12 protein-coding genes are annotated in these 16,155 nt (G+C 67.4%); 11 read left to right on the top strand and 1 reads right to left on the bottom strand.

Annotation, left to right across the window (positions count from 1 at the left end):
• Positions 1 to 3 precede the first annotated feature (3 nt).
• The 11 genes from CRM90_RS03930 (at position 4) to proB (ending at position 13,557) form a co-directional block, all read left to right on the top strand.
• On the top strand, positions 4 to 1,263 hold the full coding sequence (locus CRM90_RS03930) for a saccharopine dehydrogenase family protein (protein ID WP_102805671.1): 1,260 nt from the start codon (positions 4 to 6) through the stop codon (positions 1,261 to 1,263).
• A 44-nt stretch (positions 1,264 to 1,307) separates the two neighbouring features.
• On the top strand, positions 1,308 to 1,898 hold the full coding sequence (locus CRM90_RS03925) for a DUF937 domain-containing protein (protein WP_102805785.1): 591 nt from the start codon (positions 1,308 to 1,310) through the stop codon (positions 1,896 to 1,898).
• 64 nt (positions 1,899 to 1,962) lie between these two features.
• A complete protein-coding gene (locus tag CRM90_RS03920; RefSeq protein WP_102805670.1) occupies positions 1,963 to 4,614 on the top strand; it encodes a valine--tRNA ligase in 2,652 nt (883 codons plus the stop codon).
• Complete coding sequence (gene folC, locus CRM90_RS03915; RefSeq protein WP_102805669.1) at positions 4,611 to 6,041, top strand: bifunctional tetrahydrofolate synthase/dihydrofolate synthase; 1,431 nt, start codon at positions 4,611 to 4,613, stop codon at positions 6,039 to 6,041. The genes CRM90_RS03920 and folC overlap by 4 nt, the downstream gene beginning before the upstream one ends.
• Before the next feature lie 50 nt (positions 6,042 to 6,091).
• On the top strand, positions 6,092 to 6,430 hold the full coding sequence (locus CRM90_RS03910; protein ID WP_102805784.1) for a DUF4233 domain-containing protein: 339 nt from the start codon (positions 6,092 to 6,094) through the stop codon (positions 6,428 to 6,430).
• Positions 6,431 to 6,501: 71 nt separating this feature from the next.
• The gene (ndk, locus tag CRM90_RS03905) at positions 6,502 to 6,915 is read left to right on the top strand and encodes a nucleoside-diphosphate kinase (protein WP_102805783.1); all 414 of its coding nucleotides are present in this window, start codon (positions 6,502 to 6,504) and stop codon (positions 6,913 to 6,915) included.
• A 285-nt stretch (positions 6,916 to 7,200) separates the two neighbouring features.
• The gene (rne, locus tag CRM90_RS03900; RefSeq protein WP_102805668.1) at positions 7,201 to 10,158 is read left to right on the top strand and encodes a ribonuclease E; all 2,958 of its coding nucleotides are present in this window, start codon (positions 7,201 to 7,203) and stop codon (positions 10,156 to 10,158) included.
• Positions 10,159 to 10,317: 159 nt separating this feature from the next.
• On the top strand, positions 10,318 to 10,641 hold the full coding sequence (rplU, locus tag CRM90_RS03895) for a 50S ribosomal protein L21 (protein ID WP_102805667.1): 324 nt from the start codon (positions 10,318 to 10,320) through the stop codon (positions 10,639 to 10,641).
• Positions 10,642 to 10,660: 19 nt separating this feature from the next.
• A complete protein-coding gene (gene rpmA / locus CRM90_RS03890; RefSeq protein ID WP_036344398.1) occupies positions 10,661 to 10,924 on the top strand; it encodes a 50S ribosomal protein L27 in 264 nt (87 codons plus the stop codon).
• Positions 10,925 to 11,011: 87 nt separating this feature from the next.
• A complete protein-coding gene (gene obgE / locus CRM90_RS03885; protein ID WP_102805666.1) occupies positions 11,012 to 12,460 on the top strand; it encodes a GTPase ObgE in 1,449 nt (482 codons plus the stop codon).
• The gene (gene proB / locus CRM90_RS03880; RefSeq protein ID WP_102805665.1) at positions 12,457 to 13,557 is read left to right on the top strand and encodes a glutamate 5-kinase; all 1,101 of its coding nucleotides are present in this window, start codon (positions 12,457 to 12,459) and stop codon (positions 13,555 to 13,557) included. Before obgE ends, proB begins: the two co-directional genes overlap by 4 nt.
• A 79-nt stretch (positions 13,558 to 13,636) precedes the next feature.
• Here the strand turns inward: proB and CRM90_RS03875 are convergent, their stop codons facing one another.
• The gene (locus CRM90_RS03875) at positions 13,637 to 15,913 is read right to left on the bottom strand and encodes an Ig-like domain-containing protein (protein ID WP_158248980.1); all 2,277 of its coding nucleotides are present in this window, start codon (positions 15,911 to 15,913) and stop codon (positions 13,637 to 13,639) included.
• Positions 15,914 to 16,155 lie beyond the last annotated feature (242 nt).

Raw genomic sequence — 16,155 nt, 5'->3', positions numbered from 1 at the left:
ACCATGACCTCAGCGGAGCGGGAATTCGACATCGTCGTCTACGGGGCCACCGGATTCGTCGGCAAGCTCACCGCCGAATACCTGGCCCGTTCCGGCGGTGACGTCCGGGTGGCCCTGGCCGGCCGATCGCCGGACAAGCTGCGCAAGGTGCGCGAGACGCTCGGCGAATCGGCGCAGAACTGGCCGATTTTGACCGCCGATGCCGCCTCCCCGTCATCGTTGGCCGACATGGCCGCGCGCACGCGCGTCGTCATCACCACCGTCGGCCCCTACAGTCGCTACGGCTTGCCGCTCGTCGCGGCGTGCGCCGCGGCAGGCACCGACTACGCCGACCTCACCGGTGAGGCGATGTTCGTGCGGCAGAGCATCGACGACTACCACAAGCAGGCCGTCGACACCGGCGCCCGCATCGTGCATGCGTGCGGATTCGATTCCATCCCTTCGGATATGAGCGTGTTCGCGCTGTACCGGCGGGCGCAGACGGACGGCACCGGCGAACTCGGCGACACCGACTTCGTGCTGCGCGGATTCTCAGGAGGAGTGTCGGGCGGCACGGTCGCCTCGATGATCGAGGTCTTCCGCGCCTCGTCGAACGATCCCAATACCCGGCGCATGCTTTCCGATCCGTACACCCTCACCCAGGACCGCGGTGCCGAGCCCGAACTGGGTCCGCAGCCCGACCTGCCGTGGCGGCGCGGCCGCGAGATCGCGCCCGAACTGGCCGGGGTGTGGACCACGGGCTTCGCGATGGCGATGTACAACACGCGGATCGTGCGGCGCAGTAACGCGCTTCTGGAGTACGCCTACGGACGCCGGCTGCGTTACGCCGAGTACATGAGCGTCGGCTCGTCGGTCGCCGCGCCGGTGGTGTCGGCGGTGGCCAGCGCGGCCAACAACGGCGCCGTCGCGCTGGGCAGCCGGTTCTTCCGGCTCCTGCCGCGCCGGTTGGTCGAGCGCATCGCCCCCAAGCCCGGCACCGGACCCAGCGAGCAGGCCCGCGACCGCGGCTACTACCGCGCCGAGACGTACACCACCACCACGACCGGCGCGCGGTACTGCGCCACCATCGCCCAGCAGGGCGATCCCGGATACAAAGCCACCTCGGTGATGCTCGGCGAATGCGGCCTCGCGCTGGCACTCGACCGTGACAAGTTGTCGGATCTGCGGGGTGTGCTGACGCCCGCCGCGGCCATGGGTGACGCCCTGCTGGACCGTTTTCCCGCCGCCGGGATTTCCCTGCAGACGGTGCGCCTCGACGGCTAGTGTCAGCTGGGCGTGCCGCACATCCAGCAATGAAGGTGGACATCATGGCCGGTCTCGACGATCTCTACAGCCAGATTCCCGTCGCGGATATCGCCAGCAGGCTCGGTGCGCCTGAGGGGGAAGTGAACCAGGCGATCCAGACCCTGGTGCCCGCCCTCGTCGGCAGCATCCAGCACAACGTCGTCTCCGGCGACATCGACTCCAGCACGCTCGAATCGGCGATCGCCTCGCAGGCCGGTAGCGGGCTGCTTGACGGCGGCGTGAACGTCGACCAGGTCGACACCGGGGCGGGGGAGCAGTTCGTCGCGCGGATCTTCGGCGGAAACGACACCAACCAGGTGGCCTCGGCGCTGGCCGGATCCGGTGCGGGCGGCGGGGACCTGATCAAGAAGCTGCTGCCGATCCTCATCCCTATCGTGCTGGCCTACCTGGGCAAGCAGGCCGGTGGCTCGGGCCAGGCCGGGGAGTCCGGCGGCGGGCTCGGTGACGTGCTGGGCGGCATCCTCGGTGGCGCCGGCGGCGGAGCCGGGGGCGGGAACAACCCGCTCGGCAGCATTCTGGGCAACGTGCTGGGCGGTAAACAGGGCGGCGCCATCGGCGACATCCTCGGTGGGCTGCTGGGCGGGAAAAAGTAGCGCGGATTTCCGTCGCACTGCGGGCGGTACGAAGCAGCCCGAGGCGCGTTCCTAGAATTGTCGGGTGACCACCACTGACGACTCTCGCGCCGACGCCCTCCCCAAGTCGTGGGATCCGGGGGCGGTAGAGACGCAGATGTATCAGGGCTGGGTCGACGCCGGTTATTTCACGGCCGACGCCACGAGCGGTAAGCCGGCGTATTCGATCGTGTTGCCGCCGCCCAACGTCACCGGCAGCCTGCACATGGGCCACGCCTTGGACCACACGCTGATGGACGCGCTGACCCGGCGTAAGCGCATGCAGGGCTACGAGGTGCTGTGGCTGCCCGGGATGGACCATGCCGGCATCGCCACCCAGAGCGTGGTGGAAAAGCAGCTCGCCGTCGACGGCAAGACCAAAGAGGACTTCGGCCGCGAGCTGTTCGTCGAGAAGGTGTGGGACTGGAAGCACGAATCCGGTGGCACCATCGGCGCCCAGATGCGCCGCCTCGGCGACGGCGTCGACTGGAGCCGCGACCGGTTCACCATGGACGAGGGCCTGTCCCGGGCGGTGCGCACGATCTTCAAGCGGCTCTACGACGCCGGGCTGATCTACCAGGCCGAGCGGCTGGTCAACTGGTCGCCGGTGCTGGAGACGGCGATCTCGGATCTCGAGGTCAAGTACTCCGACGTCGAGGGCGAGCTGGTGTCCTTCCGGTACGGATCGATGAACGACGACGAGCCGCACCTGGTGGTGGCCACCACCAGGATCGAGACGATGCTCGGCGACACCGCGATCGCGGTGCATCCCGACGACGAGCGCTACCGGCACCTCGTCGGCCAGAGCTTGCCGCATCCGTTCGTGGATCGGCAGATCATCATCGTCGCGGATGAGCACGTCGACCCCGAATTCGGCACCGGCGCAGTCAAAGTCACCCCGGCGCACGACCCGAACGACTTCGAGATCGGCATGCGGCACAACCTGGCGATGCCGTCGATCATGGACACGAAGGGCCGGATCGCCGACACCGGAACGCAATTCGACGGCCTCGACCGCTTCGAAGCCCGGGTCAAAGTGCGTGAGGCACTCGCCGAAGAGGGTCGCATCGTCGCCGAGAAGCGGCCGTACCTGCACAGCGTCGGGCATTCTGAACGCAGCGGTGAGCCGATCGAGCCCCGGCTGAGTCTGCAGTGGTGGGTGAAGGTCTCCTCGATGGCGAAGGCGGCCGGTGACGTGGTGCGTCAGGGCGACATCGTCATTCACCCGAAGAGCCTGGAGCCGCGTTGGTTCGGCTGGGTCGACGACATGCACGACTGGTGCATCTCGCGCCAGCTGTGGTGGGGGCACCGCATCCCCATCTGGCACGGCCCCGACGGCCAGAAGGTCTGCGTCGGTCCCGACGAGACCCCGCCGGACGGCTGGGAGCAGGATCCCGACGTCCTGGACACCTGGTTCTCCTCGGCGCTGTGGCCGTTCTCCACGATGGGCTGGCCTGAGCGCACCGCCGAGATCGAGAAGTTCTATCCGACAAGCGTTCTGGTCACCGGATACGACATCCTGTTCTTCTGGGTGGCGCGCATGGTCATGTTCGGCACGTTCGTTTCGGGCGACGAGGTCATCACCCTGGACGGTGCGCGCGCTCCGCAGGTGCCGTTCGAGAACGTCTTCCTGCACGGGCTGATCCGCGATGAGCACGGCCGCAAGATGAGCAAGTCCCGCGGCAACGGGATCGACCCGCTGGACTGGGTGGAACTGTTCGGCGCCGACGCGCTGCGATTCACGCTGGCCCGCGGGGCCAGCCCGGGCGGCGACCTGTCGATCGGCGAGGACGCGGCCCGCGCCTCGCGCAACTTCGCCACCAAGCTGTTCAACGCCACCCGGTTCGCGCTGATGAACGGCGCGGCCCCGGCACCGCTGCCCGACCTCGCCGAGCTCACCGACGCCGACCGATGGATCCTCGGCCGCCTGGAAGGGGTTCGCGCCGAAGTGGATTCGGCCCTCGACGGTTACGAATTCAGCCGGGCCTGCGAATCTCTCTACCACTTCGCCTGGGACGAGTTCTGTGACTGGTATCTGGAGCTCGCCAAAGTGCAGCTCTCCGAGGGTCTTTCGGACACCACCGCAGTGCTGGCCGCAGTGTTGGACACCCTGCTCAAGCTGCTGCACCCGGTGATGCCCTTCGTCACCGAAGCGTTGTGGAAAGCGCTGATGGGTGGGGAATCGCTGGTGATCGCCGGGTGGCCGACCGCCTCCGGTGTGGCCCTGGATCAGGTTGCCGCCCAACGGATCGCCGATGTGCAGAAGCTGGTGACCGAGATCCGGCGGTTCCGCAGCGACCAGGGCCTGGCCGACCGGCAGAGGGTTCCGGCCCGGCTGACAGGTCTCGACGCGACCGGTCTGGGCGGCCAGGTCGCCCCGGTCGCCGCGCTGGCGTGGCTGACCGATGCGAGTGCGGACTTCAATGCCAGCGCGCACATCGAGGTGCGGCTGTCTGCCGGCACCGTCAACGTGGAGGTCGACACCTCCGGCACCGTCGACGTGGCCGCCGAACGCCGCAGGCTGGAAAAGGACCTGGCCGCCGCCAACAAGGAATTGGCCGGAACCACAGCCAAACTCGACAACGAGGCGTTCCTGGCCAAGGCGCCGGACGAGGTGGTGGCCAAGATCCGTGGTCGCCAGCAGCTGGCCACCGAAGAAGTCGAGCGGATCACCGCCCGGCTGGCTGCGCTGGCATGACCGAGCCGCTTGACTGGCGACACGAGACCCCGCCGCCCACACCCGACGAGATCGCCGCACTGCTGCAGGTGGAGCACCTGCTCGACCAGCGTTGGCCGGAAACCAAACTGGAGCCCAGCACCGCGCGCATCGAGGCGCTGATGGAGATGCTCGGCTCACCGCAGCTGAGCTACCCGTGCATCCACATCGCCGGGACCAACGGCAAGACGTCGGTGGCCCGCATCGTTGACGCGCTGCTCACCGCGTTCAGTCGGCGGACCGGACGCACCACTAGCCCGCACCTGCAGTCGGCGGTCGAGCGCATCGCGATCGACAACGAGCCGATCAGTCCGGCCCGCTACGTCGAGGTCTACCGCGAGATCGAACCTTTCGTGCACCTCGTCGACGCTCAGTCGCAACAAGACGGTGGCCCCGCGATGAGCAAGTTCGAGGTGCTGACCGCGATGGCGTTCGCCGCCTTCGCCGACGCGCCCGTCGACGTCGCCGTCGTCGAGGTGGGGATGGGCGGGCGCTGGGATGCCACCAACGTCGTCGATGCACCGGTCGTCGTGATCACCCCGATCGGCATCGACCACGCCGAATACCTCGGCGACACCATCGGCGAGATCGCCGCCGAGAAGGCCGGCATCATCGGGGCGCCGCGCGGCGATCTGGTGCAGACCGACACCGTCGCGGTGATCGGTCACCAAGCCCCTGAAGCGATGGAAGTGCTTCTGGCTCAAGCGGTCAAGTCCGACGCAGCCGTCGCGCGGGAGGATTCCGAGTTCGCGGTCCTGGGCCGCCAAGTCGCCGTCGGTGGACAGGTGCTGCAGCTGCAGGGCCTGGGCGGGGTGTACTCCGACATCTTCCTGCCGCTACACGGGGAGCATCAGGCCCACAACGCCGTGGTAGCTCTGGCCGCGGTCGAGGCGCTGTTCGGTGCCGGGGCCGACCGCCAGCTCGACGTCGACACGGTGCGAGCCGGGTTCGCTGCGGCCGCCAGCCCGGGCCGTCTCGAGCGGATGCGCAGCGCCCCGACGGTGTTCCTCGACGCCGCCCACAACCCGGCCGGCGCCGCCGCACTGGCCGACGCGCTGACGTCCGAATTCGATTTCCGGTTCCTGGTCGGGGTGCTGTCGCTGATGGGGGACAAGGACGTCACCGGCATCCTCACCGCGCTGGAGCCGGCCTTCGACCAGGTCGTCGTCACCCACAATGGATCACCCCGCGCGCTCGAGGTGGATGCGCTGGCGCTGCGGGCCGAGGAGATCTTCGGCCCGGACCGAGTGGCGCGGGCCGACACGCTGGCCGACGCCATCGAGATCGCCACCGCGATGGTCGAGGATTCCGCCGCCGACGAGGGGCTGTCCGGGGCCGGGATCGTCATCACCGGGTCGGTGGTGACCGCGGGCGCGGCGCGCACCCTATTCGGGAAGGACCCGCAGTGAGCGAGACCCCGGCGGCTCCGCCGGATCCCTGGAAGAGCTTCCGCGGCGTCATGGCCGGCACCCTGATCCTCGAGGCGATCGTCGTGCTGCTGGCGCTGCCGGTGGTCAACATGGTCGGCGGCGGGCTGACCGGCTGGTCGATGGCCTACCTGGTGGGGTTCGCGGTGTTCCTGGTGCTGCTCGCCGGCATTCAGGGCAGGCCGTGGGCCATCTGGTGCAACCTTGCCGTGCAGCTGATCCTGGTCGCCGGGTTCTTCGTCTACCCGGCGGTCGGCATGGTCGGACTGTTGTTCGTCGCGGTGTGGGCGATCCTCGCCTACCTGCGCGCCGAGGTGCTGCGCAGGCAGCGCCGCGGGCTGCTGCCCGGCCAGCAGCAACCGCCCGAATGACGGGTACGCTGTGCGCCGTGTCTGCGCCGGTGACGGTGCTACAGCGATGCGATGAGGAGGAACGGCGCCAGATGACGACCGAGCGGACCCTGGTTCTGATCAAGCCCGACGGCGTGCAGCGGCAGGTGGTCGGAGAGATCATCAGCCGAATCGAACGCAAAGGCCTCACCTTGGCTGCCCTGGAGCTCAAGCAGGTCAGCGACGAGCTCGCCCGCGCGCACTACGCCGAACACGACGGCAAGCCGTTCTTCGATTCGCTGCTGGAGTTCATCACCTCCGGCAAGGTGGTCGCGGCCGTCCTGGAAGGCCCCCGCGCGATCGCGGCGTTCCGGCAGCTCGCCGGTGGTACCGACCCGGTCGAGAAAGCCACGCCCGGCACCATCCGCGGCGACTTCGGCCTGGAAACCCAGTTCAACCTCGTGCACGGCTCGGACTCCCCGGAGTCGGCCGAACGCGAGATCAACCTCTGGTTTCCCAACTTCTGAACACACTTCCCACGCCACTGTCGTCCGAACCGCCCCCGCGGTGTGGGATACTGGCTGCGGATGAGCCCCTAAAGCCCATCCGGATGAAGACTTACGACGTGCGCGACCACCACCTGGTGAGGCGCCGACCGTCACAGCCGTCATTCAGCCAGGCACCGAATTCGTTCGTTATGAGCCGTTCGGAGCGAGACCAATAAACAAGCCCGGGGAAAGTTACCGGGCACATAGCGGAAGCCCTCGCGTGGCCGCGTCGATATGACGCGCCCGGGGGCTTGAGGAGAATACGTGGCCAACGATGACCTCTATCAGGATCTACCCGAAAACCCCACCTCGTCACAGTGGGAACCCCCGGCACCAGCCGCGGATGACGAGTTGCCCGAACGCTTGAGAGTGCATTCGCTGGCTCGGGTGCTCGGCACCACCAGCAGGCGCGTGCTCGACGCCCTCAGCGAGCTCGACGGTCGCACCCGCAGCCCACACTCCAGTGTCGACCGCACCGATGCGGTTCGGGTGCGCGACGTGCTGGCGGCGGCTGCTCCCGAGGACACCGCCGGCGAGCCCGTCGAGGCCGCTGCAGTCGTGGCGGAGGAGACCACCCCCGAGGCGGCTCCCGACATGCCCGACGTCGCCGAGACGCCCGACCCGGCCGAGGAGCCGGAGTCGCGGCTGATCCTGGAGACAGCATCCATCGAGACCGAGACCGCCGAGACCGCCGAGACGGTTGAGCAGGCGGCCTATATGCCGCTGTTCGTCGCCCCCCAGCCGGTCGAGGTCGAACGCAAGCCCCGAGCCGTGGTGGTCGAGGACGACGACGAGGGCGAGGACGACGACGAGGAGTCCGCCGCCGAGTCCGATGACGACCAGTCCGAACGTCCCGCCAACCGCCGCCGCCGTCGGGGACGCCGCGGCCGCGGCCGCGGGCGGGGTGAGCAGGGCGGCGCCGACGGCGAAAACGGCGACGACTCCGAGGCGGGCGATGAGAGCGCCGAATCCGGCGACGAGTCCGAGAGCGACGACGACGACAGCGACGACGAGACCAGCACCGGTGAGGGCGCGACCCGCCGGCGCCGTCGGCGGCGACGCCGCAAGACCGGCGGCGCTGACGATTCCGACAACGGATCGTCCGACGACCCGCCGAACACCGTCGTCCACGAACGTGCCCCGCGTGCCAAGGCCGAGCGTGACCCGGACGCGATCCAGGGCATCAGCGGTTCCACCCGTCTGGAAGCCAAACGCCAGCGCCGCCGGGACGGCCGCGACGCCGGTCGCCGGCGTCCACCGATCCTGTCCGAGGCCGAATTCCTGGCTCGCCGGGAGGCCGTCGAACGCGTGATGGTGGTGCGCGACAAGATCCGCACCGAACCGCCGCACGAGGGCGCCCGCTACACCCAGATCGCGGTCATGGAAGACGGCGTCGTCGTCGAGCACTTCGTGACCTCGGCCGCCTCGGCGTCCCTGGTCGGCAACATCTACCTCGGCATCGTGCAGAACGTGCTGCCCTCGATGGAGGCGGCGTTCGTCGACATCGGCCGCGGCCGCAACGGCGTGCTCTACGCCGGTGAGGTGAACTGGGAAGCCGCCGGCCTCGGCGGCGCGCAGCGCAAGATCGAACAGGCCCTCAAGCCCGGCGATTACGTCGTCGTCCAGGTCAGCAAGGATCCGGTCGGACACAAAGGCGCCAGGCTGACCACTCAGGTGTCACTGGCCGGGCGCTACCTCGTCTACGTACCGGGTGCCTCGTCGACCGGGATCAGCCGCAAGCTGCCCGACACCGAACGTCAGCGGCTCAAGGAAATCCTGCGCGACGTGGTGCCCGACGACGCCGGCGTGATCATCCGGACCGCCTCGGAAGGCGTCAAGGAAGAAGACATCCGCGGCGACGTCACCCGGTTGCAGGAACGCTGGACCACGATCGCGGCGGAGGCCGAGCGGGTCAAGGGAAACAAGGCCGGTGCTGCGATCGCGCTCTACGAAGAGCCCGACGTGCTGGTCAAGGTCATTCGCGACCTGTTCAACGAAGACTTCTCCGGGCTGATCGTCTCCGGTGACGACGCCTGGCAGACCATCAACGACTACGTCAGTTCCGTTGCGCCCGACCTGGTTTCGAAGCTGACCAAGTACGAGCCCGCGGGCGGGCCCGACGGTCCGGATGTGTTCGCCGTGCACCGCATCGACGAGCAGCTGGCCAAGGCGTTGGACCGCAAGGTGTGGCTGCCCTCCGGCGGCACGCTGGTGATCGACCGCACCGAGGCGATGACGGTCGTCGACGTCAACACCGGCAAGTTCACCGGGGCGGGCGGCAACCTCGAGCAGACCGTCACCAAGAACAACCTCGAAGCGGCCGAGGAGATCGTGCGCCAGCTGCGGCTGCGCGATATCGGCGGCATCGTGGTGATCGACTTCATCGACATGGTGCTGGAGTCCAACCGTGACCTCGTGTTGCGGCGACTCACCGAGGCGCTGGGCCGGGATCGCACCCGCCATCAGGTGTCGGAGGTGACGTCGCTGGGCCTGGTCCAGCTGACCCGCAAGCGGCTGGGTACCGGGCTGGTCGAGGCGTTCTCCACCACTTGTACGCACTGCAGCGGCCGCGGCATCGTGCTGCATGCCGATCCCGTCGACACCACCCAGGCGGCCGGGCGTAAGTCCGAGTCCGGCAATGGCGGTGGTGGCGGCGGCGGTGGACGGCGCGGCAAGCGGGGTAAGCGTGGCCGCGCCGAGGAGGCGCCGGTGGCGAAGGTGCCCCAGCACAGCACCGAGCATCCGATGTTCAAGGCGATGGCAGCGGCCAACGGCAAGCACGAGGGTGACGAGGCCGAAGAGGAACTGGCCGACGAGATCGAGCGGGAGACCGAGGCCGAGGAATCGGACGACACCGCCGAGCAGGTCGCCCAGGAGGTCGCCGACGAGGACCTCGATGACGACTCGGACGACGACGACGACGACGATGACGACGACGACGACGATGACTCGGACGAAGACGACGATGAGTCCGACGATGACGATGAGTCCGACGACGACGACGACGACGACGACGATGACGAGATCGACGTCGACCTGGACGAAGACGACGAGGACCTCGACGAAGTCACCCTCGATGTGGATGACGACGAGGACGACGACGACGACTCCGACGACGACTCCGACGGCTACCAACCGGTCGTGACCTCGGCACCTGCGGCCCCGGCGCGCCGGCCGCGGCGCCGGTCGGCGGCCCGACCAGCGGGCCCGCCGACGTCCTAGGGTGGCGGTTTGACCCTCCCGGTGCTGGTCACGTACCCTTGACCAGTTGTCGCCAGGCGTCCGTCGCCGGTGGCAGCGGGCTCAAGATCCCGCACCCCAAGACCCGCGCACGCAGCTTCGGTTAGCGCGCGCCCGCAGAGCAAGAGCGAAGGACCCACAATGGCAGGCGATAAGGTCACGTACGCAATCGTCAAGACCGGCGGCAAGCAGTACAAGGTCGCCGTCGGCGACATCGTCAAGGTCGAGAAGCTCGAGGTCGAGGCCGGCGCTTCCGTTTCGCTGCCCGTCGCCCTCGTGGTCGACGGCGCCACGGTGACCACCGACGCCAAGGCCCTGGAGAAGGTCGCGGTCACCGGTGAGGTACTCGAGCACACCAAGGGCCCGAAGATCCGCATCCACAAGTTCAAGAACAAGACCGGTTACCACAAGCGGCAGGGGCATCGTCAGCCGCTGACCGTGATCAAGGTCACCGGAATCAAGTAGCGACAGGGAGCAATCTGACATGGCACACAAGAAGGGCGCTTCCAGCTCACGCAACGGTCGCGACTCCAACGCCCAGCGCCTCGGCGTCAAGCGCTTCGGCGGCCAGCTCGTCAAGGCCGGCGAGATCCTCGTCCGCCAGCGTGGCACCCACTTCCACCCCGGCGTGAACGTCGGTCGCGGCGGTGACGACACCCTGTTCGCCACGGCTCCCGGCCTGGTGGAGTTCGGCGTCAAGCGCGGCCGTAAGACCGTCAACATCGTTCGCGCCGCGCGACCGGAGTAGGTCTGGGATCGCGAGTGTGAATCCACTGCGAGGTCCAGACCCATAACTCGCATCAGATTCACACTCGACGATTGAAAGGACGCTCCGATGCCTCGTTTCGTCGACCGCGTCGTGATCCACGCGCGGGCAGGCAACGGCGGAAACGGCTGTGCCTCGGTTCACCGGGAGAAATTCAAGCCACTCGGTGGGCCTGACGGCGGTAACGGCGGCCGCGGCGGCAGCGTCGTGTTGATCGTGGATCCGCAGGTGCACACCCTGCTCGACTTCCACTTCCACCCGCATGTCGCGGCGCAGTCCGGCACGCAGGGAATGGGCAGTAACCGCGAGGGGGCCAACGGCTCTGATCTCGAAGTGAAGGTTCCCGACGGCACCGTCGTGCTCGATTCCGACGGGCGGCTGCTGGCCGACCTGGTCGGTGCGGGCACCCGTTTCGTCGCCGCCGAGGGTGGCCGCGGCGGGCTGGGGAACGCCGCATTGGCGTCGCGGGCCCGCAAGGCTCCGGGGTTCGCGCTGCTCGGCGAGAAGGGCGAGGAACGCGAACTCACCCTGGAACTCAAGACGGTCGCCGACGTCGGTCTGATCGGCTTCCCGTCGGCGGGCAAATCCTCACTGGTGTCGGTGATCTCGGCGGCCAAACCCAAGATCGCGGACTACCCGTTCACCACGCTGGTGCCCAATCTCGGTGTCGTGTCGGCCGGTGACCACACGTTCACCGTCGCCGACGTGCCCGGGTTGATTCCCGGCGCTTCGGAAGGCCGCGGTCTTGGCCTGGACTTCCTCCGTCACATCGAACGCTGCGCGCTGCTGGTGCACGTGGTCGACTGCGCCACCTTGGAACCGGGCCGCGACCCCATCTCCGACATCGACGCGCTGGAGGCCGAACTGGCCGCGTATCGCCCGACGCTGCAAGGCGATACGACGCTGGGGGACCTGGCCGACCGGCCGCGGGCGGTGGTGCTCAACAAGATCGACGTACCCGAAGCCAGGGAGCTGGCCGACTTCGTGCGCCCCGACATCGAGGCGCGCGGCTGGCCGGTCTTCGAGGTGTCGACCGTGAGTCGGGAAGGCTTGCGCGAGTTGACTTTCGCGCTGTGGGACATGGTTGCGGCCTACCAGGCGGCCCAGCCCGAGGTGGTGCCGCGCCGCCCGGTGATCCGGCCGGTCCCGGTCGATCAGACCGGGTTCACCGTCGAGGCCGACCCGCACAACCCCGGCGGTTTCGTGGTGCGCGGGGTGCGGCCCGAACGGTGGATCGCTCAAACGAACTTCGACAACGACGAAGCAGTCGGCTATCTGGGCGACCGGCTGGCCCGCCTAGGGGTGGAGGACCAACTCCTCAAGCGCGGCGCCAAACCCGGCTGCGCGGTCACCATCGGCGACATGACCTTCGACTGGGAGCCGCAGACCCCGGCCGGTGTCGACGTCACACCGACCGGCCGCGGCACCGATGCCCGGCTCGAGCAGAACGACCGGATCGGGGCGGCCGAGCGCAAGGAGGCCCGCCGCCACCGTCGGGAGCACGAGGACGACGCGTGAGCCAGTACCGCGACGCGGTGCGTTCGGCGCGCAGTGTCGTCGTCAAGATCGGCACCACGGCCCTGACAACGAAATCCGGGTTGTTCGACGCCGGTCGGCTGGCGAAGCTTGTCGAGGCGATCGAGGCGCGGATGAAGGCCGGCTCCGATGTCGTGATCGTGTCCTCGGGTGCGATCGCCGCCGGGATCGAGCCGCTTGGGCTGAACCGGCGCCCCACCGATCTCGCGACCAAGCAGGCCGCCGCCAGTGTCGGGCAGGTCGCGTTGGTCAACGCATGGAGTGCGGCGTTCGCCCGCTACGACCGCACCGTCGGCCAGGTGCTGCTGACCGCACACGACATCTCGATGCGGGTGCAGCACACCAATGCTCAGCGGACACTGAACCGGCTGCGCTCACTGCACGCGGTGGCGATCGTCAACGAGAACGACACCGTGGCCACCAACGAGATTCGCTTCGGTGACAACGATCGGCTCTCGGCACTGGTGGCTCACCTGGTCGGCGCCGACGCGCTGATCCTGCTGTCCGACATCGACGGGCTCTACGACGCCGACCCGCGCAAGTCGGACGCCCGCTTCATCCCGGAAGTGACCGGGCCCGACGACCTCGGCGGGGTGGTGGCCGGTGAAGGCAGCCGGCTGGGCACCGGCGGGATGCGCTCCAAGCTGTCCTCGGCGCTACTGGCCGCAGACGCCGGAGTTCCGGTTCTGCTGGCCGCATCGGTCGACGCCGCAACCGCACTGACCGACGCATCGGTGGGCACGGTGTTCGCACCGCGGCCCGACCGGATGTCGGCGCGGAAATTCTGGGTTCGCTACGCCGCCGAAGCGTCCGGCGCATTGACGCTCGATCCCGGGGCGGTCCGTGCGGTGGTCAAGCAGCGCCGGTCGCTGCTGGCCGCAGGCATCACCGGGGTATCGGGCCGATTCTTCGGCGGTGACGTCGTCGAACTGCGCGATACCGACGGTGACATGGTCGCCCGCGGGGTGGTGGCCTACGACGCCGGTGAACTGACCACCATGATCGGCCGCTCGACCTCGGACCTGCCTGCCGAAATGCGCCGTCCCGCAGTGCACGCCGACGACTTGGTGGCCGTCTAGCCACGCGAGCGTGTTTGGTCGCCGAAGTATGGCACTCGCTCGATCCCACGGTGGCCACCGGTGCACCGATGCATCGGAACTATAGGTTCCATTCCAGGGCAAGCAGCGCTAGTCGACCCTCAAGCGGAATCGACCAGCCCGTCTGAAACCCACTATTGGTGATGTCAACCGCAACGCTGACGCTCTCATGGGTAGGTGTGCTCACCTTGGCGACCGCCGAGTAGTTGCCGAGCAGCGTAGGGGTCACATCCACTGAATCGAAATGGAAACCGTACTTCGAATAATTCGAATCCGTGTCGAAGTAGCTCTGCAGACTCTGCCGTACTAGGGCACCCAGCTGCGCGTCGCCGCCGAGAGCAAGGTCGTAGATCAGTGAGGCGACAGGTGCGCCCACGATGGGAATCAACCCGATTGTGTCAGCCACTATCTGCCCGATTTCGTTACCGACTCGGCCGGCGTCGAGTGATAGGGCTGCGGTGACCAACTCAAGGGTGTCGACCGCCATCTTGACGGCGTTGATGACAGTGCCGACGAACGGAACCCAGCCGATAGAACTGTTGAACCCGTTGAAGACGAGGTCGAGCGGCAGGTCGGCCGCATCAGCCGACGCCATACCTTCGGTCCGCGTGCCTGTCGAGCGTTCGACTGCAGAATTGGATAGGGCAGCTGCGGCGACTGATACGGCAGCTGGGCCGCCGGTGTCGTCGTTTTTGATGGTGACGGATGTGAAGTTGGTGGTGCCGATGATGGCGTTGGTTGCGGTGTTGAGGAAGACGTAGAGGGTTTCGTCGTTTTCGTAGGTGGTGTCGCCGTAGATGGTGACGGGGATTGTTGCCTGGGTTTGGCCTGGTGTGAATGTGAGTGTGCCGGTGGTGGATTGGAAGTCTTCGCCGGCGGTTGCGGAGTCGAGGACGCTGCCGACGGTGTAGTTGACGGTGATGGTCTGGGTCGACGCGCCGGAGAGTTGGACGGTCAGGGGGACTGTTGTGGTTCCGCTGTTGCCTTCGTCGACTGGGGGGACGTAGCCAACGAGATTGGCCGTGACGCCGCCGGTGTCGTCGTTTTTGATGGTGACGGATGTGAAGTTGGTGGTGCCGATGATGGCGTTGGTTGCGGTGTTGAGGAAGACGTAGAGGGTTTCGTCGTTTTCGTAGGTGGTGTCGCCGTAGATGGTGACGGGGATTGTTGCCTGGGTTTGGCCTGGTGTGAATGTGAGTGTGCCGGTGGTGGATTGGAAGTCTTCGCCGGCGGTTGCGGAGTCGAGGACGCTGCCGACGGTGTAGTTGACGGTGATGGTCTGGGTCGACGCGCCGGAGAGTTGGACGGTCAGGGGGACTGTTGTGGTTCCGCTGTTGCCTTCGTCGACTGGGGGGACGTAGCCAACGAGATTGGCCGTGACGCCGCCCGTGTTGTTTTCTTTAACCGTGATGTTGACGGTGGCAGGCGTCGACGCGACGCCGTCGGTGGCGGTGTAGGTGAAGCTATCGGGACCAACGTAGTTGGTAGTCGGCGCGTATACGAACGACCCATTCGGATTCACGCTGACCGAACCGTGGGATGGCCCTGTCGCCAGAGCGGCGCTGAGCGGATCTCCGTCAGGGTCGGAGTCGTTGGTCAGCACATCGCCGGTGATGGCTGTGCCTTCTACGGCTGTGAAGTCGTCATTGCCGGCCACGGGCGCTTCATTGATCGATGTGCCCAGGATCGTGACGGTCACAGTCTTGGTAGCGGTGCGCACGCCGTTCGATGCGGTCACCGCGATGGTGTCGGCGGTCGCGTCGGAGAGACGTTGTGCGTGAGTCGGGGTGTAGGTGAATACGCCGGTTGCCGCGTCGATGCTGACTGCTCCGCCGCCGGTGCTTGTGGTGACAACGCTGTAGGTGACGGAGCGTCCAGCAGTGTCGGTGAACTTCGCACTGCCAGTCACGACGCCCGTCGTCGGGTCCGGACTGTTGACCAATGCCGTGCCTGCCACCGGGGTTCCCGGGTCGAGGGGAACCACCACCGTCACTGACCTCGTCGAGAGACCGCTGTGCACGGTGGCGACGAAGGCGTCGGTGGTGGAGCCAGTTGCAGCTTGCCGGGCGGCTTCCGTCGGCGAGTAGGTGTAGGTGCCGTCGTCAGTCACGGTCACCGTGCCCTGGCTAGGGTCGGTCGCCGTGAACGTTAGGCCATTGCCCGTGGCAAAACCCAGCGATCCGGCGACGGCGCCGGTCACCGGATCAGGTGTCCCTACTGTTGGGGTACCGGGGCCCGGAGCTGGATCGAACGTATTGCTAACGCTCTTGGCAAGTGAATATAGCGCTCGCTGAAGAGGATTCGTCGGTGCCGGACCGGTAGTTGTCGCGCCGCTCAATGACAGAAGTATGCCTACTACCACTCGAGCCAGCGGAGCCAGCGGGGATGTCGACCGTCTGGCCGTCGCCGCAGCGATCGGTGTGCTGGTATCGATTGCGATGGCCGCGGACGCGGCCGTAGGCGCCGACGCCGACGGCGTAACCTGTCCTGCGCCGGTTGCCGCTGATGACGCCGCTTCTGACAGCGCGGACGGGGCTTCGTCAGCGGTCGACGCCGACGAGGAAGTCGTTGATTCGGTTG

Source organism: Mycobacterium sp. ENV421, assembly GCF_002887815.1.
GTDB lineage: Bacteria > Actinomycetota > Actinomycetes > Mycobacteriales > Mycobacteriaceae > Mycobacterium.
The sequence above is the reverse complement of the archived record's forward strand: the minus strand, read 5'-3'. Positions and strand labels throughout refer to the sequence as shown.

Coding starts and splice junctions, on each gene's coding strand:
- CRM90_RS03930 (WP_102805671.1), top strand. CDS start 4: ATGACCTCAGCGGAGCGGGAATTCGACATCGTCGTCTACGGGGCCACC.
- CRM90_RS03925 (WP_102805785.1), top strand. CDS start 1,308: ATGGCCGGTCTCGACGATCTCTACAGCCAGATTCCCGTCGCGGATATC.
- folC (WP_102805669.1), top strand. CDS start 4,611: ATGACCGAGCCGCTTGACTGGCGACACGAGACCCCGCCGCCCACACCC.
- CRM90_RS03910 (WP_102805784.1), top strand. CDS start 6,092: ATGGCCGGCACCCTGATCCTCGAGGCGATCGTCGTGCTGCTGGCGCTG.
- ndk (WP_102805783.1), top strand. CDS start 6,502: ATGACGACCGAGCGGACCCTGGTTCTGATCAAGCCCGACGGCGTGCAG.
- rplU (WP_102805667.1), top strand. CDS start 10,318: ATGGCAGGCGATAAGGTCACGTACGCAATCGTCAAGACCGGCGGCAAG.
- rpmA (WP_036344398.1), top strand. CDS start 10,661: ATGGCACACAAGAAGGGCGCTTCCAGCTCACGCAACGGTCGCGACTCC.
- obgE (WP_102805666.1), top strand. CDS start 11,012: ATGCCTCGTTTCGTCGACCGCGTCGTGATCCACGCGCGGGCAGGCAAC.